Origin of the sequence: Mesobacillus sp. (assembly GCF_049588175.1) — a bacterium.
Classification (GTDB): domain Bacteria; phylum Bacillota; class Bacilli; order Bacillales; family Cytobacillaceae; genus Mesobacillus.
In genome coordinates, this window is sequence record NZ_JBAVFI010000111.1 from 1 (window position 1) to 20,193 (window position 20,193).

Here is a 20,193-nt window from a genome sequence, read left to right on the forward strand (position 1 = left end):
CTACACCACGGGACCAATATTTATTTGAAGAAATGAAAGTAGATGGTGACCCCTACGGGATTCGAACCCGTGTTACCGCCGTGAAAGGGCGGTGTCTTAACCGCTTGACCAAGGGGCCATTAATAAAAGTGTTCTGGCGGAGAAGGAGGGATTTGAACCCTCGCGCCGGTTACCCGACCTACACCCTTAGCAGGGGCGCCTCTTCAGCCTCTTGAGTACTTCCCCATACCATAGAATTAATGGCTCCGCAGGTAGGATTCGAACCTACGACCGCTCGGTTAACAGCCGAGTGCTCTACCACTGAGCTACTGCGGAAAAATATTAATTGTCTTCTTAAAAGCTCTTTAGAAGACTGTGTCGCTGTCTTGTCGACTCTTACTATTATAGGTAGGTGCATAGTAAAAGTCAAGCTGGTTTTTAAAAGTTTTTCATTTGTTTTTTCCTCATTGTAAAAACGCTATTCTATCAACATTTCTTTCACCTTTATCAGCTTTCCCCGACACTTTCCGCATACATATCTTTCAGTATTCATTGATCGTTTTCGGTGATACTCCATTTTACAATTGCTGCATTGATAAATGACAATTCTCTGTTGCAAACTTTTTTTCTTCTCCTCAGGCAGCATGGAGCAAAATCTCGGTGCCCCGACTTGTTTCATCAGCTCCCTGAAATCTTTATCACGATGCTTGTAGCCCTTTCCCTCTAAATGAAGATGGTAATGGCATAATTCATGCTTAATGATCCCAATCAATTCCTGTTCGCCTAATTGCTCAAAGTACTTCCTGTTTATTTCAATATTATGGCTTCGCAGCATATAGCGTCCGCCTGTTGTACGGAGTCTCGGATTAAAGAACGCTCTATGCCTGAATGGCTTATGGAATTGCTCTGCAGATATTTTAACAACTAGGTTGTGTAAATGCTGATCTGTCATCATAATAAAACGCCTGCCTTTTATAGAAACATGACAACCCATTATAGCATATATTAAGGATACCTTTTCTCGTATTATCTAAAGGAGGTATTGTTATGCCTGTCTGGTTCCAGAATCAAATGAAACGAGCCTTCTATGAAAAAAATCGATACCAAATTAAACTGCTGAATCAATGCTGGTTTTTTTACAGGAATAAACAAGGCTATTAGTTGTTTGAAGTCTTTTGCTTTAGGCGTATTTTCCCATAACAAAAGACTGCAAGAAAATCCTGCAGTCTTTTCATTTAAGCTTGCTCCGGCTTAAGCATAGTCAATGCTACTCGCCCTTTCTTATGGTCAACACCGTCAACCCAGACTGTTACGATGTCCCCAACTGATACGATATCCAGCGGGTGTTTAACGAATCTATTGCTAAGCTTAGAGATGTGGACCAAGCCATCCTGCTTAACACCGATATCAACAAAAGCCCCGAAGTCTACTACGTTACGGACTGTTCCTTGTAACTCCATGCCCGTTTTTAAATCCTCAAGCTTAAGAACATCTTTCTTAAGAAGTGGAGTCGGCAGTTCATCACGAGGATCCCTTTCCGGTCTTACAAGGGCATCGATGATGTCTTTGAGTGTCAGCTTGCCAATGCCAAGATCGTTCGCAGTCTGATCGATATTGATTTTGGCTAATGCCTCTTTTAACGCAGCACTTCCTAAATCACGTGTTTTAAAACCAAGGCTGTCTAGCAGCTGCTTCACTTCTCCATAGCTTTCCGGGTGGATGCCAGTTCGGTCCAGCGGCTCTTTACCTTCTATTACTCTTAGGAAGCCGATTGCCTGCTCATAAGTTTTGGCGCCTAGGCGAGGGATTTTTTTAAGCTGCGCTCTGCTTGTGAATTTCCCTTCTTCTTCACGCTTTTTAACAATGTTATTGGCTACAGTCTTTGAAAGACCTGAAACATATTGCAGTAAAGAAGATGACGCAGTATTTACATTCACCCCTACCTGGTTAACAGCTGTCTCGACCACAAATGTCAAAGATTCGGAGAGTTTCTTCTGCCCGACATCATGCTGGTACTGTCCGACACCTACTGATTTAGGGTCAATTTTAACAAGTTCAGCCAGTGGATCCTGCAAACGGCGCGCGATTGAAACTGCGCTTCGCTCTTCTACCTGGTAGTTCGGGAATTCTTCACGTGCAAGGTCTGATGCCGAATACACACTCGCCCCTGCTTCATTGACAATCAGGTAATAAATTTCTGTATCTAATTCCTTCAGGATATCAGATACGAATTGTTCTGTTTCCCTGGAAGCTGTACCGTTACCGATTGCCACCATTTCGACATTATAATCCTTCAGTACTTTTATGAATTTCTCGCGGGCTTCGGTGCTTTTCGAACTGGAAGTATGCGGGTAAATAACACCGATTGATAGAACCTTCCCTGTTTCATCTACCGCAGCTAGCTTGCAGCCGGTCCTGAACGCTGGGTCCACCCCGAGGACAACTTTTCCTTTTAACGGCGGCTGAAGCAGCAGTTTCCTCAGATTTTCCGAAAAGATGTGGATGGCCTGTTCTTCTGCTTTTTCCGTAAGTTCATTCCTGATTTCACGCTCAATGGACGGCTGGATTAGCCGCTTATAGGCATCCTCTATTGCTTCTATTATCGCTGATGTTGTAATAGCATGCTCTTTTTTTACCCATTTACGTTGAAGGAAGTTCATGATTAAATCCGTTTTGGGTTTAATCGAGACCCTTAAGAGCTCCTCTTTCTCACCGCGATTAAGGGCAAGAATTCTGTGGGGCACAACCTTGTTTACCGGCTCTGAATATTCATAGTACATCTCATACACTTTTTTCTCATCCAACTCTTCATTCTTTACCGCAGATTCAATGGAACCGGATTTGAATGTTTCGCTGCGGATCCACTTCCTGCTGTCAGCATCATCGGAAACCATTTCAGCAATGATATCCTTTGCCCCAGCAATTGCTTCCTCGGCAGATGTTACACCTTTTTCATCTGATAAAAATTCAGCCGCTTTTTGTTCGAGGCTGCCGTTCACCGGAAACTCGAGCATCCATAAGGCAAGAGGTTCGAGACCTTTCTCCTTCGCAACTGTTGCTTTCGTTCTCCGTTTTTGTTTGTAGGGACGATACAAATCTTCTACTTCCTGGAGCTTGATTGCTTTTTCAATGCTTGTCCTAAGTTCTTCCGTCAACTTTTCCTGTTCATCGATCAGCCTGATGACTTCTTCTTTGCGCTGCTCTAAGTTCTGTATGTATTGCCATCTTTCAACTATGTCCCGAATTTGCACTTCATCAAGCGCACCGGTCATTTCTTTCCGATAGCGGGCAATGAACGGGACAGTATTCCCTTCATTAATGAGAGATATTACGCTCTGCACTTGTTTAGATGTTATTGATTGCTCTTTGGCAATGATACTTACGTATTGATCCTGCTTTTCCATCGTTTGATTCAAGAGTCAATCCTCCATATCTTTATTGGATAAGTGATTTTCTTATCCCTCATTATAGTGTACCAAAATTGCTACTGTGTTTATAGGGAGTAGTAAGGAGGTTGGTTACTCGGTATTAATTCGCATGTTATTACGCTTCTATCGCTTTACCATTATGTACTGTCATAATTCTTCCTATTTAATTGCTCAATTTGGATTTTTGGTAACAGCATTGAGATTTCTCTTACCGTTTTTCAGCTGCACCTTGTCATACGGGCATAACTTCATCTTTTCTGTACCCTTTTCCTACTTCACAACAAATTTCGGTAACAGCTTCCCTCTTTCTCTTCCCCTTTTTCAGCCACACCTTGATTTTCGGGCACAACTTCCCCTTTTCTGTTACCCTTTTTCTACTCACGATCAAATTCCGGTAACAGCTTTCCTTTTTCTCTTCCCCTTTTTCAGCCACACCCTGAAATTCGGGCACAACCTCCTCTTTTCTGTTACCCTTTTTCTACTCACAATCAAATTCCGGTAACAAAATCACCTATCCAGAACTTCAAGACCAACTCAAACATACTAAATCCCTAAACTCCCGCAAAAAACAAAAAGAAGCCCACTGGCTATAGTAGACTTCCCACAATAAAAGTTGCATCATCCATTGAATTTTCGTAATCGCTTTTTATTTGTTCTGCGATGGCTGCTACTGATCTGTAACCCTTCAATAAAGATTTTGCCCCGTGGATATCAAAACCATCTGAGTAAATCAGGAACTTTGATTCCGGTTCAAAAACGAATCTTTGGGTGTGAAATACTTGCGGCTTTCCTGACAAATATCCTGTTACCGGCAATGGATATGTCAGTTTGCCGTTTGGTGAATAGAGGAAGAATCGGATATTCCCGACACAGCTGTAGACGAATTCGTTTGTACCGAAAAAAACCTTGAAAATCGATACAGCTGCTCCCCTTTTTTGCACCAATATATTGTTGCAGTACTTCATAAGAGTATCGACATCTTCATGATGGTGTTCCTCTACTACAGCCACAACCGCCGCAGAAGCTTCGTGTGCGTATTGCCCAGACCCTAACCCATCAGCTACCACACAGACAAAATAATCATCGGTGGCAGTATAGTAATAGCTGTCACCGCACTCTAATTTACCTTCTTTAATTGTCTGGTAAGCATAAAGTTCAATTTTGTCGTTGAACTGTTGGATCATGTAATATACTCCGAATTATTGTTTTCTGCATGAATTGCTTCTTGTAGCTTCTTGATGGCTCTTCTTTGAAGTCGTGATACATGCATTTGTGATATTCCCAGCTTGTCTCCTGCTTCCTTTTGGCTCAGGTTATCAAGGTAGGTATATTGGATAATTAACTTTTCTCTTTCACTCAGTACATGGAGTACTTTTTCGAGAACCATTCTTTGATTGATTTTTTCATAGCCTTCATCAATATTCCCGACGATATCTAACAGAGTGACAGTTCCTCCATCAGAATCAGCTTCAATGGAATGGTCGACCGATAATGCCTGGTAGCTTTTGCCCATCTCCATAGCTTCCAAAATTTCTTCCTCAGAAACCTGAAGAACTTCCGCTATTTCGTCCACTCTTGGAGAGCGGTGCAGCTGTGTCGTCAAATCTTCGACTGTTGTCTTGATTTTCGGACCAAGCTCTTTGATTCTGCGCGGTACATGGACACTCCACGTTTTATCTCGTAAAAATCTCTTGATTTCACCAATGACGGTTGGTACAGCAAAGGCCTCAAAGCTTTTGCCAAACGTTTCATCGTATCGGCGGATTGCGCCTAAAAGTCCGATCATTCCCACCTGAAAAATATCCTCATGGAACGACCTTCCTTTTGAATATTTACGGGCGATTGTTTCAACCAGATTTTGATAATGGAGAACCAACTCATTTTGAGCTTCGGCGTCCTCGTGAAGCTGGTATGCTTTGATTAATTGATTAATCTCTTCTTTTGGACGTTGCTTAGGTTGAGATTGTCTCTGCATCTCTCTCCACCTGCTCTCCTTCTCGGTACTTGGTCATGAAGACCGTGACACCCTCTTTGTGATGAATTCGAACCTCATCCATTAAGGTTTCAATCAGATACAGTCCCAAGCCTCCTTCGCGAAGGAATTCTACAGAACTATTTTGATCGTAAGGACCAAGCCCCTGGCGCGCCGAATGGAAATCAAAGCTCTGGCCATTATCTGCAACCATTACTTCAAGTCGGTCTTCATATAATCCAAAACCGATGATCACTTCGCCATTTTCATTATTCTTATATGCGTGCTGTACCGCATTCGTACAAGCTTCACTTGTCGCAATCTTCAAATCTTCTATCTCGTCATATGAAAAACCCATGCGGCTTGCGATCCCGGAAAGCGTGAGGCGGATTACGCCAACAAATTCCGGTTTAGCCGGGATTTTCATTTCTATATAGTCAAACGCCTGGTTCATTGCACTCCACCCTCAATCTGGCTGTTTATATCGATAATATCGGCCAAGCCGGTAATTTCGAAAAGTCTCTGCAAACGCTCGGATAAACCGACGATTTTGAACTCCCCGTTATGGGCTCGGACATTTTTAAATACTCCTACAAACACTCCCAGCCCAGTACTATCCATATAATTGACCTCAGAAAGATCCACAACCATTTTTACGCCCTCTTTTTCGGACAAAGGGAAGAGTTTTTCCCGTAGCTGTGGTGCTGTATACGCATCAATTTCACCATTAACCTTAACTGCTAACACAGATTCTGTATCTTTAACATCTATTGAAATATTCATAACTGACCCACCCTTTACAATTCAATTGCTCTTTAGATTTACCCGGTTCGGAACCGAATTAAACCTCTCTTTTTAAAATAATTAAGGTAAAATCATCACGCAATTGGAAATGCTGAAGTTTTTCGAGTTCCCTAAAGATATTATTGACAATTTCCTGAGCATTTAAGTGAATATATTTATTAATATATCCGATTAATGTTTCCTTTTCGATGAATCCCTCTTCCGTCCTGCACTCTGTAACTCCATCAGACATCAAGATCACCATATCCCCAGCATGAATCTCTTTTTCATACTGGATATATTTCGTCCGTTTGTCTACTCCGAGTAGCAAACCTCTTGCCGTGAGCTCTGTGAATTCCTTGGTCACAGAATCATAATAAAAACCAGGCTCGTGTCCGGCAGAAGCATAATAGAAGATATTATTGTCTGGATTAAACATTCCGTAAAACATCGTGATAAACATACTTGGATCAACGTTCTGCTCAACAACCCTATTCAGGTTTTCGAGTATGCTGCTAGGGTCAAGACGATTTTCCGGCAGACTGTCCATTGCATACTTGATCATGGACATGCATAGTGCGGCCGGAATCCCTTTTCCAATAACATCCGCAATCGCAACACTTATATTATTGTTTTCATCTTGGACGAAATGGAAATAGTCACCATTCATATGCTTAGCAGGTACGCTGATCGCACCAATATCGAGACCTGGAACTGTAGGGATTTTTGTCCCCAGCAGTGTTTGCTGCACATTAGCCGCAATTTCCATTTCCGATCTTAATTCCTCCTGCTGGTGCCTCAAACTTTGGTGTTCTCTGTAAGCAATACCATAGCCGATCATGACCTCAAGGAGAATGTCAAAGGAATGCATGATATCTTCCGGAAGTTCAGGATACATCTCAAGAAGCAAGCTTTTATGAAGGCTAATGATCTCTTCCGGTGCGATTTTGTGCTCAATCGACTTACGGCTGAATTTTTGACCTGCATATAATGCTTGTTCTGATTGCTCTTTAATATAATTGTCAAGAATATCCCGATACTTTGATTCCATCATTTCTCGGAATTCCATACTGTTTCCCCCTATCGGAGCCATTTAGATGCTCTTATCTGTGTTCCTTGTCCTGGAGTTGACTCAATATCGAATTCGTCCATGAGTCTTTTTACTCCTGGAAGGCCGGCTCCAAGTCCTCCTGATGTAGAAAAGCCATCTTCCATGACCTGGCGAATTTCTTTTATACCTGGGCCACTATCCACTGCATTGATTCGCAATCCCACTTTTCCGCCGTCGTACAATTTGTCGATGCAAATTTGTCCTTTCCCAGCATACAAGTATATATTCCTTGCCAATTCACTGATGGCGGTTGTGATTCTGGCCTGGTCAACGGTGCCAAAGCCAAGCTCTTTCGCAACATTCCGGCCAAGCTGGCGCGCTGCAACGATGTCCCATTCATTTATGATCGTAACGCAGGATTGGATGTCCATTCACCTATTCCCCCAATTCCTGTTGTAATTTCTCCAAACCTTTTTCTAAATCTAATGCAGTTAGGACATCATCAAGGCTGATCCCTAATTCAATTAGCGTTATGGCAACAGCAGGCTGGATTCCGGTAATGACAACAATAGCGCCCATAAGCTTGGACATATTGATTACGTCCCCAAGAACTTTAGCAATAAACGAGTCAATGAAGTCTATCGATGTTAAATCAATGACCACGCCATTGGCGCTTGTTTCATGTATCTTATGGAGCAAATCCTCTTGGAATTGAAGAGCAGTCTGGTCGTCTAGCTCCCATTGAATGGAGACCAATAGACAATCATTCAGCTTAAGGATAGGTATTCTCACTTTGCTCCCCCCATAGAAACAATTTTTTTATTTGTCAGCTCGAGAGCTGCTTCAATACCTTTTTTCAGGTTATTCTTAGTTGTAAACTGGTTTAAATCAATACCCAGATTCACGATTGTCTGTGCGATTTCAGGACGGATCCCTACGAGCATGCACTTAGCACCAATCAGCCTGACCGCATCCGCAGCCTGGATAATATGATGGGCTACCATCGTATCGACAACTGGAACTCCAGTAATATCAATGAGGACAACTTCGGAACGATGCTTGACAGCACCCTTCAGCAGGTTTTCCATAATTTGTTTTGCGCGTTCAGTATCGATAGTACCTACAAGCGGCATTACCGTTATCCCTTCGAAAACCGGAATTAATGGTGCCGAAAGCTCCTGAAGGGCAATCTTTTGCAAGGAAACCGTTCTTTCCCACGTAGATGAATACACACTGACAATTTCATTATTCATGGGCGTTGCCCAACGGTCGAATTCGTAGATGACTTCCATCTGGTTGTCCTTTGTTACGATCCCTTCCTTTTGCATGCCATCAAAAACAATTAAGTTAAAAGTATGGAGCCCCTTGGTCACGAATGTCAAAGGCCAGCCAAGCCTGACGACCTTTTCAGCAAAATCCGTCAGTTTGTTATGGTATTCTTCATTCGAACCTTTAAAATTTGAAATGATCAAGTCGATGAATTCTTTGCTAGTGGCATTAAAAACCCGGTCTGATACAAGGCGTATCACTCGTTCATCGGCTTCTTCCTTTGTTCTATTTATCCATTCATCCAGAATCTCCTGCTTATGAGACTGAATGTAATTTGAAATTGTATTGTTCATTCCATCCTCCCCATTCTATCACACAAAAATTTTATATTACCCTCTTCCGACCAAATGTAAACCAATCTTAAAAATGTAAAAAATTATTCATAAATTCAATGTTTATATATCTCCATTTAATGATAACAGTTTGCGTTCGTCAAATAAAATCAACTTCTCGACAATGCTATTGGCTTAAAATTGTCACCATTTGACATAATCAGTGCCAAAGCGATTTTTGTAAGAAAAAAAACCAACTGAGAACGGTTTCATTACAAGGGCAGCCAGAGTATAAAGTGCATTAAAAAAACGCCTCATAAATGCTGCCTAATGGACAAAAGTTATTCTTACTATTCCTTATTATTCAGCATTCTATTTTTACCGGATAAAATTTACTGTTTAATCATCACCGAACGACCGCACTTCCACTCATTAACGCGACGGGGGTCTGACCCCCAGTGCTTTAATGCGTTAATTTGTTTACTGATGAAAATTCAATAAAAAAAGAGGCAAGCTTTCATAGCTTGCCTCCACACAGAACACATCCGTTTTATTTTTTTCGTTATGTAAAGGACCTGGAGTCCAGGCCTAATGCTTGCAGTTACAAAAAAACGCTCCTGCACAGAGCGTACTTTAAATTAAAATTCAATAAGACCTAAACTTACCTGAAGGGCTTCATCCACTTTTTCCATCATTTCGTCATCGAGATGGGTAATTTTATCGGTTAGGCGCTGTTTGTCAATTGTGCGAATTTGTTCCAATAATATAACCGAGTCTCGTTCAAAACCGTACCGCTTCGCATCAATTTCAACATGAGTTGGAAGCTTCGCTTTTTGGATTTGAGCTGTGATCGCTGCGATAATGACTGTGGGACTAAACCGATTCCCGATGTCGTTTTGGATGACCAGTACAGGGCGTACTCCGCCTTGCTCTGAACCAACAACTGGGGATAGGTCCGCAAAATAGACGTCACCACGTTTGACAATCAAGGGATTATCCTCCGCTGACTAGACGTTCAACTGCGTGTTCTGCCTCGTATTCTGCTTGAAATGCCTCAGAAGCAATGGTCAGATTAATTTTGGCCATTTCCATATAGCCTCGTCTCATGGATTCACGAATTTGTCTCTTTTTCTTCTCACGCAAATACATTTTTGTAGCCTGATAAATAAATTCGCTGCGGTTTACGTTCTCCTGCTTAACAAATCCATCTAGTTCACTTAATAGATGCTGCGGTAACTTAACCAAAATCTCAGTTGTTGCGCTGGATTCAGACACAAACATACACCTCCACCATCATCACTACATACCGTTATTAAATTCTTTATCTCTCTACCATTTCTAATCTTATCACTATTTATCCCAGATGCAAAGGCTAATCAGCAATTCTTCTGTATTATCCGCCAAAAAAATAAGGTTTTATGCAATGTTTTAAGCGAAAAAATAGTTTTGTTAATATTTGGATAATAATAGCCGTTTTCTTAAGCGTTTCATCCCTTTAAAGCAGAGAATTGTTTAAATCCACTATTTTTCCTTCCTGTTTGTAAATCCTCGGTACACGTGAAGATATGATGCAGGGAACTTCATAATTGATTGTTTCCAGCCTTTTCGCAATTTCATTGATGGAAATCATCTCATCCCCTTGTTTTCCGATCAGGGTGGCAATCGTCCCTACAGAAACCTCATTAGGCAGCTTAACCATGCACTGATCCATACAAATCCGCCCGATGATCGGGGATCGTTTACCATTTATCAATACTTCCTGTCCCTGAAGCCTGCGGATCCAGCCATCAGCATAACCTATCGGCAGTGTTCCGACCCAAATATCTTCAGCCGCCTCATAGGTTGCCCCGTAACTTACCTTTTGGCCCTTTTCAAGCTTCTTCACATGCACAAGTCGTGAATGGAGGGTGAACGCTTCATTTAATCGAACTGGCAGCTCCGGTTCAATCTCCAATGAAGGAGTTAATCCATACATAGCGATGCCGACCCTGACTGCGTTGAATTGAGCATCAGCATGCATGAGAGCAGCCGCACTATTGCTGCTGTGCACACATGGAGGGAGCTCCTCCAGCGTCGCGAGCAATTCTTTAAAAATGCCGAGCTGCTCCTTATAGTACGTTTGATCAAGTTCATCAGCTGTTGCAAAATGCGTATACACTCCATGAAGCTCGAGCCGCGGATCTTCCTGGATCGACTTTTCAATCGATTTCAGTTCTCCTGCTGACCGTATTCCGATCCGGCCCATACCTGTATCTATTTTTATATGAAGAGAAATGGAAGCACCGCCTTTAAGAACCTCACGTGCTTTTGCCAGCCATTCCTCCTGGAAAACAGTTAGAATGATGTCTTCCTCCGCAGCAATGTTAACGTCCTCAGGGCGGCTTGCGCCAAGCACAAGGACTGGTGCGGTTATCCCCTTTTTCCTTAATGCAAGGGCCTCGTCCATAAAAGCAACAGCCAGCATGGATGCTCCCGCCTCAAGCGCAGCTTCTGCTGTTTGCAAATCCCCATGGCCATATGCGTTCGCCTTCACCACCGCTATAAAATCAACCTCTTCAGGCAGATGGCCTTTAATCGCCTTCACGTTTTCTTTAATATGATCCAAATCCACCTCTGCCCATGTATCACGGTAAAAAAATCCTTGCTCCTCCACCGAAACTCCACTTCCTTCAGACCGAACATTTTATTTATTTTACCATTATCGAATTCCATCGGTTCAATGTCAAATGGTTAATATAGTTTGTGGAGAACGGCCTTATTTTCATAAAATTCAATCGTTCGTGTCAAATCCACTTACATTTGCCTACCTTTTACCTCAAGGAATAGTTCAGAAGAGAGCAGGAGTTAAGATATTCCGAAAATTTATCTTTTATTCCGGAATCCCCGGCATTTATTCCGAAAAAATCCGATTTATTCCGAAAACCATCTCGTTTATTCCGAAAAAAAAGGATTTATTCCGAAATACCTATTTCATCCAAATAAAAAACAGGCTCAGGTTGCTCTGAGCCTGTTATTCGCAATCTTATTTTTCCATGTCGGCAACCACTGATTTTGCTACCATTTCTAATTCTTCTGGTGACAAGTCGGCAGAAGCCAGCATATAGTCTACTCCAAGGTGTGTCCATGAAATCGATGTTTCAGTCATGGCGCCGATTGTAAATCCAAGGTCAACAGGCTGGCCAGTCACGTTGATTGGAGAAGACATTGCTGGCATTGCGTCAGCTTTCTCCTGAATCAAGGTGAAGGACTTGTCGCCGTCGTATGTTAAGACGACTCGCTTGCCATCCTCCGTTGTGATTTCCTTTTCATCCACTAATGTGACGCCAGGGATTTCAGCCATTGGATACTTGACCGTGAATGCCTTGTCATTGACATCTGCCATAACTGGCACTTCAAGCTGTACACGTGTCATGTTTTTCTTCATGTCAAATGCATCTTTATCAAAGCTAGCGTCGAATTTAACCTCTGAAAATTCCACCGTAACAAGTGAATTGCGGTCAGGATCCATTACCTTCACGCTTACCGGAGAAAGATTCTTTTTGTTCAGCTTAATTTCCTGGATCGGAAGCATCTTATTGTTTTGGTACCTTGTTTTCGTTTCAAAAACATAATGATTCTTTGTTGCTGAGAACTTCGCTTGTTTGTCCTCGAGGATATCTGTGATTAAAGATTCGTATAAGTACGCCTGGCTGCTGTTTTTCGGCCAGTCGCTCTGGAATCGGAAGCTTTTGTTCAGCGCAGGTGTCAAAACAAAAACTCCTTCTTCATTGCGAAGAATCATCTGGCTTTGGTCTTTCTGGGCATTCTTCAGATTCACACGGTAAAATGACGGATCCTTATGCCAGATTTCTACTTCATACACCTGAGGCTCCGTACCCATCTGCAATGTCATTTTTGCCTTAGCCTTGTAACTCTTTAAATCATTGAGCGTTCCATCCAACTCTTTAACCACAGATTCCTGTGATTTCGTACCGCAGGCAGCCAGAGCAAAAATAACCATGAGCCCGGCGAGAAGCAGCAACAACCTTTTCTTCATTCTTCCAACCCCTTTTAGTCTCATTTAAACGTGTAAAGGGAAAGAAAGGACAGGAATAAGACACTGACTGCAGATTGCCTGAGTTGTCTCTTTGCAGCCATGTTCCCGCCGCCTAGCCTTGTCTCCCTTACTGCATTATGAATATATGAGACAACCAGGGTGAATATGACCAAGCGATGACAAGCTTTTAAATTTTTTCGATGATGACCTGCGCAATCGCATACTGCTCACTATGGGATATAGAAAGGTGAACCCCATCCTTCATCGGCTTCATCACGGTTGGACGGCCATGCTGATCCGCTTCGATTTCAATATCCAGGAAGGATAATTCTTTGCCGATGCCCGTCCCTTTTGCTTTCGAAAATGCTTCTTTTGCAGCCCAGCGGCCAGCAAGAAACTCTACTCTTCTTCGTTCATTATATGTACTGTAAATGGTCTTTTCCTTTTCCGTAAGCACCCTGTCAGGAAAACGCGGCTGGGATTCAATCAGCTTCCTGATCCGGCCTATTTCAATAATGTCAACGCCAGTTCCTATGATCATTTTTCTTGCTCCTTCTAAAAAAGTTACATTCCGCATACAAAATATTGTACAACGATCTGAGATTAAGGCTATGCTTTTATATATTAGTACCCAGGAGGTTTGGCATGTTTACGAGAACTGAAAGCTTTCGTGATTTCGTCAGGTTTTACCCAATTGTTACATTGATTATCTCTATCCATATCTTATTATATTTGGCGACTACAATACCATTCTTGCCAAGCAGATATTTGTTTGAGCTGCTTTCAGGCGTAAATTTGTACATTGTAAATGGTGAATACTGGCGGCTGATCACCCCGATGTTCATGCACGCCGGCTTTGCGCATATGCTTTTTAACAGCTTTTCGCTCGTCTTATTCGGTCCGGCCCTTGAACAATTGCTGGGGAGAACGAAATTCATCCTGTTATATTTAGCAACAGGGATTGCTGCAAACATCGCAACACTTACCATAGAGCCACTAACGTATACTCATGTTGGTTCGAGTGGAGCTATCTTTGGACTGTTCGGTTTCTATATTGCAATCATTGTGTTCCGTAAGGCCATGCTGTCCCGGGAAAACTCCCAAACAATCATGACCATAGCGATCATCGGGGTTGTGATGACCTTCGTCCAATCCAATATCAACATAACCGCCCATATTTTCGGTCTGATTGCCGGATTTATGATTGGCGCTGCTATTTTTAAAAAACGCTGACAGAAAATCAACTTGCTTCTGCATAGAAAAAAGCGCCGGATTGGCGCTTTTTTCTTTTAACCACAGGCAGGTTGCCCCTGTATTACTCTGCAGCTTCATGCGAATACCAATGATAAATCATATCGGCATCCTTTTTCTCAAGGTCGATTACTTTACCGCCCGTCCCGCCATGGCCCGATTTCACAATTGCTTCTACGGTTGCCAGCTTCTTTTTTCGCTGGAAAAAGCTTTCCTTGACGGAAAAGGACTGGACTTTATTTTTCCTCATAAAAACAGTGCTCTTCACAATACGGCGGTAGCGGAATGTCAGCATGCCGCTGTCTATATTCCAGCCGGCATCCTTAAAATTCAAGAATGACCACAGTGCAGAAACCGCAAGCAGAACAAGCGCTGTATATCCCCATGGCCTGAAAAACCAAATAGCCGAAATGATAATCGGAAGGATGAGGATCCAGCCTTTTAATAAGTATCTTAAATACGCTCGTATCGGCGCGGGCGCAAGCCTGGTCCGAAATCGGTAATCCGTTAAGTACGGTTCAAGCAAATCTGGTATCCGGCTTTTTTTTACTATCGGAAGAATGAGTACCTGTGAGCTTTCATGATCTAGAGCAGAGCCCCCGGCACTTTCAAGGTAGGCAGAGGCATAGCCAAGCGGCTGCCTGATCAGGTTTTCACTGATGCGGACTGCCTGGATGCGATTCAAAGGAATCGTAAATTGCCGCTTCTCCAGCAAACCCCTAGTGATCACGAGGTCATTATCCACTTTCCTTACGGTAAAATTCGCGTATTTCAGCATCGTGCCAAAAAGAGCGATGATCCAAGCCAGCAAAAATCCTGCAAAGACGACGAAACTGACAAATATGAATCCACTTTGAACGAAAGTTTCCACTCCATCAAAAATTTGTTCATAAGGGATGAATTCTTCGAACTGAAAAACAAATGCCATTACAGCTGAAATGACGACACCGACTCCCCCAGAAGTCGAAGAAAGCATCAGCAATTCTTTTATCGAGATTTTATAAAGCACGTCCTCACTAGCTTCCAGTTCGTGTTCGTCCTGCTCCAGCCTGTCTGTCCTTTTGATTGATACTAAATAGGTATGTATTTCTTCCGCATCCTGCTTGGTGATCGCGGTCAGGACCGCTTCTCCATCCTGGAGTCCCATCCCACCTGAGCCAGCAGTCTCAACCTTCACCTTCACAAGGCCGAACAGCCTTTGTAAAATACCCTCTGATAAATCAAGACTCTGGATTCTTTCAAAAGGAATATAACGCTTTTTACGCACGATCAACCCATATTCAATTCTAAGTTCCCCTTGCTCGATGCGGTAGGTGAACCTGTACCAGGTCAGAATACCGTACACGAATACGAGCACAACAGCAGCGATCGATCCGTAAAAATAAAACTGGTCCCAATTCGTCCCCCGGCTTCCGAACACCACAAATACCAGAAACGGGATAATCAATTCCTTCAGCTGACGAAGAGCATTGACGACAGCAGCAACTGGGTGCAGCCTCTTCGGTTCAGACATCCTCATCCGCCACCCTTGCAAGCCTCGAGATGGAAGTCCTCAAGTACTCCGCTTCTTCCATATCAAGCGCAGGTATTTCATGAACTGTCGCAGCCGTGGAAACGGTTACTGTCGATAACCGGTACTTCCTCAGCAGCGGACCTTGCTGGGTATCAACATGCTGCACCCGAATCATAGGAATCAGTGTCTTCTTTATAATGAATACCCCGTACAGAAGTTCAATCTCCTGCTCCCTGACCTCATAACGCCATCGTTTCCAGCGCAGAGTCGGCAGTAAAAAAATGAATAAATAGCTATATAATGCTGCCACCATCAAGGCAGCCCCAATAATCCAATAAGGCCAATCAAATAAAACAGTCAAAGTGATCAGACCGCCCGCTATAAGCCAAACCACCAAAGAATGGAGGCAAGCAGATATTTTCCAGACAGTCAAAGCCCGCTCGGAAATACGCTTCTGCGGTTCAGAAATCGTCATAAAGCAACCTCCTGCTTTTCCAATTAATAGCACCTTCCTAAGTATACAACATGAATACTTTGTTGGGCATTAATTTCAGGCGACAGGTGTGTTTTGAGATTTGGAGCCATTAAACATTTACAGCTTATTGGAGAGAAAAATAGGTCAGCAGCTTCCCAGTATCGCGCCTCTGCCAGGCAGTAAATCGTCCATTATACAAGCAGGAGACATTTCGGAAAATCCGAATTATTTTAACAAAAAACTGCTGCCATCCATCGCTTCTACATCTGGAATCTTCTTTAAATCCTCCGCCAGCTTGAATAAGGCAAGGTCTTTCTTTTTCGCTTCGATCATGCAATGGATTTCAGGCACTGACCCCTTTATGCCCCGAAGAAAATCCATGAACATTTCCACATCGATGTATTCAGCATGGGCCCTGAATTCTTTTTCGGATCGCGGGCTGGATATATGCATTTTCACAGGCAGCCTGCAATGCTCCCACGTTCCAACGATCCTCTCCCATTGCTCCTGCCAATTTATATCCTCATGATGCGCCAGGTGATGGTGGTAGTCGAAAACAAGCGGGATGCCTAATTTTTCACAGAGATAAAGAGTATCGTGAAGGGTAAAGGATGTATCGTCATTCTCAAGGATGATCATGTCCTGCAGTCTTGTTGAGACAAGTCCCCAGTTATGGATGAACTGTTCAAGCGCCTTCTCCCTGTCATCATAAACCCCGCCCACATGAAGGACGCAGCGGTGCTCCGGATCAATTCCCATTCCCTTCAGCAAAGCATGATGCATTGCCAGCGTCTTCACCGAATTATTGAGCGTGTCTGTTTTGAGAGTATTCAGCAGCACAAAATGATCCGGATGGAAATCCACCCGCATCGGATTCTTTTGTAAAAAATCCGCTATGTCCTGCAATGGCTCTTTTAGCGTCCGCATGAATTTCCAATCTGAAAGCTCCTCGTGATTAGCAAGCGGAATCAACCTCGAACTCAGCCTGAAAAAATGAATCTCATTTGCCTTACTGTGCCTCAAGAGGCGCAAGCAATTCTCTAAGTTTGAGACCGCAATCCTCTCAAGCTTATTGATCGCCGCTTCCCGGTCCTTGATTGCCTGGAATTGTTTAAATGTCATTGTCTGCGACGGAGAAGCATTTTTCAGCTCCTCACTCATCGCCACATATCCGAGTCTCACAATCGTCATCGCCTGCACCTCAACCGTTTTTTAACGGTAGTATGCCCAACAATGTGTTTGAATTTAAGTTTCGAAATTCCCAAGTGATTTTTCACTTCACGATTTAATTGGAAAAAATCATTAGTTTTTTCCAGTTCGCGGGATTTCGACAAAATTTCGCGGGAACAACGTGAACTTTCGCGGAATAGCCAGTTGTTTTCGCGGAATTAAAGCAGATTTTAACGGAATACCTTATCTGACTATGAATTCACACTTTGTAAAAAGTGAAAATTTTCTCTTTCCAAGTATTTTTACTCCAAATATCATGGCATTGTCATAGTCTTTTTCATTGACCCACAAAAAAATCCCCGGTTTTATAATAAAACCAGGGATTTTCAACATTTTATTTATCTTGGTGATCTAGATTTAAAGCTGCCGCCTTCTCTGCTGCCGCCGGAGCGCTTAGCGCCGCCAGATCTTGGCTTCAAAGGTGGCTTCTTGCGTCCGCCGCCGCCGCTGTTAGAATCGTATCTTCTGCGGTCTTGAGGTTTTTTGTTTCTGTTTGGAAGAGGCTTTTCCTCTGTTAGCTTAACAGGAGACATATCCGGCTCTTTTGTCAGCATTTTAAGCACTGAAGCAACAACAGTTGTTGCATCATGATTTCTTAACAATTCATCCGCTGCCTGACGGTAATACTGCAGGTTGTTGGCTTCGATTGTTGTCATGATTTTTTCAATGACTGCTTTTTGCTGGCCTTCTAAAGCTTCATCCATTGTTGGAGCTTTCAGCTTTTCCATACGGCGCTTAGTTGTTCTTTCTACTACCTGAAGGTAAGATTGCTCTCTTGCAGTAACGAAAGTGATGGCCATACCTGTTTTTCCTGCACGTCCAGTACGTCCAATACGGTGAACGTAGCTCTCTGGATCCTGAGGAATATCAAAGTTGTATACGTGTGTAACGCCAGAAATATCCAAGCCACGAGCCGCTACATCCGTTGCAACAAGTACATCGATTGAACCTTCTTTGAACTTTCTTAATACTGACATACGCTTCGCCTGTGTAAGGTCTCCGTGGATTCCTTCTGCAGTATATCCGCGCAGGTTCAATGCTTCAGAAAGTTCATCTACACGGCGCTTTGTACGACCGAAAATGATAGACAATTCTGGAGATTGAATATCAAGAAGTCTTGTAAGGACATCAAATTTATTCTTTTCCTGAACTTCAACATAGAATTGCTCGATTGAAGGAACAGTCATTTCTTTCGCTTTTACACGAACGATTTGCGGATCCTTCATGAATCGCTCAGCAATCTTCTGAATTGGACCAGGCATTGTAGCAGAGAACAACAATGTTTGACGCTCGCCAGGAATTTTAGCCAAGATATCTTCAATATCTTCGATAAAGCCCATATTCAGCATTTCGTCTGCTTCATCTAGGATGACAGTTTCAACGTTGCTTAGGTCAATCGTCTTTCTGTTGATGTGGTCAAGAAGACGTCCAGGTGTACCTACGATAATATGCGGACCTTTTTTCAACGCGCGAATCTGGCGGCTGATATCCTGTCCGCCGTAAATCGCAAGAACGCCTACTCTCTTGCCAGAACCGATTTTATATAATTCTTCAGAAACCTGGATTGCCAATTCACGAGTTGGGGCAATGATGATTCCCTGGATATTAAGGTTTTCTTTTTTAATCTTTTCAACTAGAGGAATACCGAACGCTGCAGTCTTACCAGTACCTGTCTGTGCCTGGCCGATTACATCTTTGTTTTCAAGGCTGATCGGAATCGTTTGCGCCTGAATAGGAGTTGCTTCCTCAAAACCCATATTCTTTACAGCTTTTAATGTTGCGGGGCTAATGCCCATCTCTTGGAACATTGTCAACTTTGCTCATTCTCCTTTATATTCACATTTACTTTTATTATTAAGTGGCTGTTTAAGTATGATCCAAACCATTTCTGATTCTGGTTAGTTTATTGTACCGTTTTATGGCAAAATAGGTGCTAGCACCTTGGTTTTAAGCAGGGCTGAATCAGCATTGAATATCGTACGCTGAAGCACAGAACCTGAAATATTAGCAAAAAAAGGCATTCTCCAAACACGGGAGTATGTCCGCTTATAGGATTTTCTCAGATAGACACTCAATATTCATCATACCATCTTTAGGAAAGAAAAGCAATTTTTGCGGAATTGATTTAGCCGCCAATGCCTTCTCTTTGCATGGAGGTTAAAAAAATATAAACTTCCTCGAAAAGCTGTTCCTTTTCATCACAGTGACAAATCAGATGTTTGGAGTTTTTATAAAAAATCAGCCGTTTTTGTGCTGACCCAATATTTTCATATAAATATTGGGCACTTTTGGGAGGGACAATACCATCGCTCTCACCCTGTGCTATTAATGTCGGGACCTTCACATCATTGAGAATAGGCTTAATTTTATTAACGAGCCTGCGAAACTGCAAGGTAGCGGTCATGGGTGTTTCTTTTATTTTTCGCTTATAACGCCGGAACAGCTCATTTTCCTTCAGTTTTCCTTTTACTGTATCCCTCATCATTTCCCTGACGTCGACGGCGAGCTGCTTAGGGTTCACATAATAGGCAGCCGCGCTGAGCAGGACGAGTTTTTCTACCGGATATTTCGATGCAAGATAGCCTGCGATCAATCCACCCATCGAAAAACCGACGACATACACGGTATCGCATTCCTTCAGGAGCGCTTTCAGTTCGTTTTCGGCATGAAGAATCCATTGATCATATGTGATGCCTTTTAAACTGAGCTCATCTCCGTGTCCTGGAAGCGTGGGGACTGCTATTTTCCAATCCGTTCTTTCTTTTAACGACTTGGCAAGGGGTTCTACTTCAAATGGCGCCCCGGTAAATCCATGGATTAAAAGACAACCTATCATAACCAATCACCCATTAGTTTTTCTCGTATTTAATCTTT

At 42.8% G+C, this 20,193-nt stretch carries 23 protein-coding genes and 3 tRNA genes; 2 read left to right on the forward strand and 24 right to left on the reverse strand.

The features are described 5' to 3' along the window. Positions 1-43 precede the first annotated feature (43 nt). From WB217_RS02455 to WB217_RS02470, 4 genes are all read right to left on the reverse strand, one after another. Positions 44-118: transfer RNA gene (locus WB217_RS02455), tRNA-Glu, on the reverse strand. Positions 119-134: 16 nt separating this feature from the next. Beyond that, positions 135-225: transfer RNA gene (locus WB217_RS02460), tRNA-Ser, on the reverse strand. 15 nt (positions 226-240) lie between these two features. Continuing rightward, a tRNA-Asn gene (locus tag WB217_RS02465) sits at positions 241-315 on the reverse strand. 142 nt (positions 316-457) lie between these two features. Further along, positions 458-931: a SprT family protein gene (locus WB217_RS02470; protein ID WP_423990394.1), complete on the reverse strand. Its 474-nt coding sequence runs from the start codon at positions 929-931 to the stop codon at positions 458-460. Positions 932-1,026: 95 nt separating this feature from the next. On the opposite strand from WB217_RS02470, the gene cmpA reads away from it, so the two are divergent. Further along, positions 1,027-1,140 carry a cortex morphogenetic protein CmpA gene (gene cmpA, locus WB217_RS02475; RefSeq protein WP_207503039.1) on the forward strand — a complete coding sequence of 38 codons (114 nt, stop codon included), beginning with the start codon at positions 1,027-1,029 and terminating at the stop codon, positions 1,138-1,140. 74 nt (positions 1,141-1,214) lie between these two features. On the opposite strand, the gene WB217_RS02480 is transcribed toward cmpA, so the two are convergent. The 15 genes from WB217_RS02480 to acpS all read right to left on the reverse strand — a co-directional run bounded on the left by WB217_RS02480 (position 1,215) and on the right by acpS (position 13,391). Next, the gene (locus WB217_RS02480) at positions 1,215-3,383 is read right to left on the reverse strand and encodes a Tex family protein (RefSeq protein WP_423990396.1); all 2,169 of its coding nucleotides are present in this window, start codon (positions 3,381-3,383) and stop codon (positions 1,215-1,217) included. Between the two features lie 256 nt (positions 3,384-3,639). Next, the gene (locus WB217_RS02485) at positions 3,640-3,858 is read right to left on the reverse strand and encodes a hypothetical protein (RefSeq protein WP_423990330.1); all 219 of its coding nucleotides are present in this window, start codon (positions 3,856-3,858) and stop codon (positions 3,640-3,642) included. A gap of 136 nt (positions 3,859-3,994) precedes the next feature. Continuing rightward, positions 3,995-4,591 (reverse strand): SpoIIE family protein phosphatase, encoded by a 597-nt coding sequence (locus WB217_RS02490; protein WP_423990332.1) that lies wholly within the window; start codon positions 4,589-4,591, stop codon positions 3,995-3,997. Then, positions 4,588-5,382: an RNA polymerase sigma factor SigB gene (gene sigB, locus WB217_RS02495; RefSeq protein ID WP_423990334.1), complete on the reverse strand. Its 795-nt coding sequence runs from the start codon at positions 5,380-5,382 to the stop codon at positions 4,588-4,590. Before sigB ends, WB217_RS02490 begins: the two co-directional genes overlap by 4 nt. Further along, a complete protein-coding gene (gene rsbW / locus WB217_RS02500; RefSeq protein ID WP_207503034.1) occupies positions 5,360-5,833 on the reverse strand; it encodes an anti-sigma B factor RsbW in 474 nt (157 codons plus the stop codon). The genes sigB and rsbW overlap by 23 nt, the downstream gene beginning before the upstream one ends. After that, positions 5,830-6,162, reverse strand: a complete 333-nt coding sequence (locus WB217_RS02505; RefSeq protein WP_207503032.1) for an anti-sigma factor antagonist — start codon at positions 6,160-6,162, stop codon at positions 5,830-5,832. Before WB217_RS02505 ends, rsbW begins: the two co-directional genes overlap by 4 nt. Before the next feature lie 58 nt (positions 6,163-6,220). Continuing rightward, positions 6,221-7,231 carry a PP2C family protein-serine/threonine phosphatase gene (locus WB217_RS02510; protein ID WP_335431293.1) on the reverse strand — a complete coding sequence of 337 codons (1,011 nt, stop codon included), beginning with the start codon at positions 7,229-7,231 and terminating at the stop codon, positions 6,221-6,223. A gap of 11 nt (positions 7,232-7,242) precedes the next feature. Next, positions 7,243-7,644, reverse strand: coding sequence for an anti-sigma regulatory factor (locus WB217_RS02515; RefSeq protein ID WP_207503028.1), 402 nt, complete (start codon positions 7,642-7,644; stop codon positions 7,243-7,245). Positions 7,645-7,648: 4 nt separating this feature from the next. Then, positions 7,649-8,005, reverse strand: a complete 357-nt coding sequence (locus tag WB217_RS02520; protein ID WP_335376244.1) for an STAS domain-containing protein — start codon at positions 8,003-8,005, stop codon at positions 7,649-7,651. Further along, positions 8,002-8,835: an RsbT co-antagonist protein RsbRA gene (locus WB217_RS02525; protein ID WP_423990338.1), complete on the reverse strand. Its 834-nt coding sequence runs from the start codon at positions 8,833-8,835 to the stop codon at positions 8,002-8,004. The genes WB217_RS02520 and WB217_RS02525 overlap by 4 nt, the downstream gene beginning before the upstream one ends. A 617-nt stretch (positions 8,836-9,452) precedes the next feature. After that, positions 9,453-9,803 (reverse strand): type II toxin-antitoxin system endoribonuclease NdoA, encoded by a 351-nt coding sequence (ndoA, locus tag WB217_RS02530; protein ID WP_041967053.1) that lies wholly within the window; start codon positions 9,801-9,803, stop codon positions 9,453-9,455. 4 nt (positions 9,804-9,807) lie between these two features. Next, positions 9,808-10,089: a CopG family ribbon-helix-helix protein gene (locus tag WB217_RS02535; protein ID WP_423990340.1), complete on the reverse strand. Its 282-nt coding sequence runs from the start codon at positions 10,087-10,089 to the stop codon at positions 9,808-9,810. Between the two features lie 220 nt (positions 10,090-10,309). Further along, positions 10,310-11,467 carry an alanine racemase gene (gene alr, locus WB217_RS02540; RefSeq protein WP_423990342.1) on the reverse strand — a complete coding sequence of 386 codons (1,158 nt, stop codon included), beginning with the start codon at positions 11,465-11,467 and terminating at the stop codon, positions 10,310-10,312. A gap of 369 nt (positions 11,468-11,836) precedes the next feature. Further along, complete coding sequence (locus tag WB217_RS02545) at positions 11,837-12,850, reverse strand: outer membrane lipoprotein carrier protein LolA (RefSeq protein WP_335431302.1); 1,014 nt, start codon at positions 12,848-12,850, stop codon at positions 11,837-11,839. Between the two features lie 187 nt (positions 12,851-13,037). Further along, on the reverse strand, positions 13,038-13,391 hold the full coding sequence (gene acpS / locus WB217_RS02550; RefSeq protein WP_423990344.1) for a holo-ACP synthase: 354 nt from the start codon (positions 13,389-13,391) through the stop codon (positions 13,038-13,040). Between the two features lie 104 nt (positions 13,392-13,495). On the opposite strand from acpS, the gene WB217_RS02555 reads away from it, so the two are divergent. Next, positions 13,496-14,083 carry a rhomboid family intramembrane serine protease gene (locus WB217_RS02555; RefSeq protein ID WP_423990346.1) on the forward strand — a complete coding sequence of 196 codons (588 nt, stop codon included), beginning with the start codon at positions 13,496-13,498 and terminating at the stop codon, positions 14,081-14,083. Positions 14,084-14,165: 82 nt separating this feature from the next. On the opposite strand, the gene WB217_RS02560 is transcribed toward WB217_RS02555, so the two are convergent. The 5 genes from WB217_RS02560 to WB217_RS02580 all read right to left on the reverse strand — a co-directional run bounded on the left by WB217_RS02560 (position 14,166) and on the right by WB217_RS02580 (position 20,155). After that, positions 14,166-15,614, reverse strand: coding sequence for a PH domain-containing protein (locus tag WB217_RS02560; RefSeq protein WP_423990348.1), 1,449 nt, complete (start codon positions 15,612-15,614; stop codon positions 14,166-14,168). After that, positions 15,607-16,089 carry a PH domain-containing protein gene (locus tag WB217_RS02565; protein WP_423990350.1) on the reverse strand — a complete coding sequence of 161 codons (483 nt, stop codon included), beginning with the start codon at positions 16,087-16,089 and terminating at the stop codon, positions 15,607-15,609. The genes WB217_RS02560 and WB217_RS02565 overlap by 8 nt, the downstream gene beginning before the upstream one ends. A 225-nt stretch (positions 16,090-16,314) precedes the next feature. Further along, complete coding sequence (gene uvsE, locus WB217_RS02570; RefSeq protein ID WP_423990352.1) at positions 16,315-17,280, reverse strand: UV DNA damage repair endonuclease UvsE; 966 nt, start codon at positions 17,278-17,280, stop codon at positions 16,315-16,317. A gap of 377 nt (positions 17,281-17,657) precedes the next feature. Continuing rightward, complete coding sequence (locus WB217_RS02575) at positions 17,658-19,133, reverse strand: DEAD/DEAH box helicase (RefSeq protein ID WP_423990354.1); 1,476 nt, start codon at positions 19,131-19,133, stop codon at positions 17,658-17,660. A 311-nt stretch (positions 19,134-19,444) separates the two neighbouring features. Further along, positions 19,445-20,155, reverse strand: coding sequence for an alpha/beta hydrolase (locus WB217_RS02580; protein WP_423990356.1), 711 nt, complete (start codon positions 20,153-20,155; stop codon positions 19,445-19,447). Positions 20,156-20,193 lie beyond the last annotated feature (38 nt).

Excerpts from the sequence above, each read along its gene's own strand:
- rsbW (WP_207503034.1), bottom strand. The coding sequence starts at position 5,833 with ATGAACCAGGCGTTTGACTATATAGAAATGAAAATCCCGGCTAAACCG.
- WB217_RS02580 (WP_423990356.1), bottom strand. The coding sequence starts at position 20,155 with ATGATAGGTTGTCTTTTAATCCATGGATTTACCGGGGCGCCATTTGAA.
- cmpA (WP_207503039.1), top strand. The coding sequence starts at position 1,027 with ATGCCTGTCTGGTTCCAGAATCAAATGAAACGAGCCTTCTATGAAAAA.
- WB217_RS02565 (WP_423990350.1), bottom strand. The coding sequence starts at position 16,089 with ATGACGATTTCTGAACCGCAGAAGCGTATTTCCGAGCGGGCTTTGACT.
- WB217_RS02480 (WP_423990396.1), bottom strand. The coding sequence starts at position 3,383 with ATGGAAAAGCAGGATCAATACGTAAGTATCATTGCCAAAGAGCAATCA.
- WB217_RS02470 (WP_423990394.1), bottom strand. The coding sequence starts at position 931 with ATGACAGATCAGCATTTACACAACCTAGTTGTTAAAATATCTGCAGAG.
- WB217_RS02545 (WP_335431302.1), bottom strand. The coding sequence starts at position 12,850 with ATGAAGAAAAGGTTGTTGCTGCTTCTCGCCGGGCTCATGGTTATTTTT.
- WB217_RS02525 (WP_423990338.1), bottom strand. The coding sequence starts at position 8,835 with ATGAACAATACAATTTCAAATTACATTCAGTCTCATAAGCAGGAGATT.
- WB217_RS02555 (WP_423990346.1), top strand. The coding sequence starts at position 13,496 with ATGTTTACGAGAACTGAAAGCTTTCGTGATTTCGTCAGGTTTTACCCA.
- WB217_RS02560 (WP_423990348.1), bottom strand. The coding sequence starts at position 15,614 with ATGTCTGAACCGAAGAGGCTGCACCCAGTTGCTGCTGTCGTCAATGCT.
- WB217_RS02490 (WP_423990332.1), bottom strand. The coding sequence starts at position 4,591 with ATGATCCAACAGTTCAACGACAAAATTGAACTTTATGCTTACCAGACA.
- sigB (WP_423990334.1), bottom strand. The coding sequence starts at position 5,382 with ATGCAGAGACAATCTCAACCTAAGCAACGTCCAAAAGAAGAGATTAAT.
- WB217_RS02510 (WP_335431293.1), bottom strand. The coding sequence starts at position 7,231 with ATGGAATTCCGAGAAATGATGGAATCAAAGTATCGGGATATTCTTGAC.
- uvsE (WP_423990352.1), bottom strand. The coding sequence starts at position 17,280 with ATGACGATTGTGAGACTCGGATATGTGGCGATGAGTGAGGAGCTGAAA.
- WB217_RS02515 (WP_207503028.1), bottom strand. The coding sequence starts at position 7,644 with ATGGACATCCAATCCTGCGTTACGATCATAAATGAATGGGACATCGTT.
- WB217_RS02505 (WP_207503032.1), bottom strand. The coding sequence starts at position 6,162 with ATGAATATTTCAATAGATGTTAAAGATACAGAATCTGTGTTAGCAGTT.
- acpS (WP_423990344.1), bottom strand. The coding sequence starts at position 13,391 with ATGATCATAGGAACTGGCGTTGACATTATTGAAATAGGCCGGATCAGG.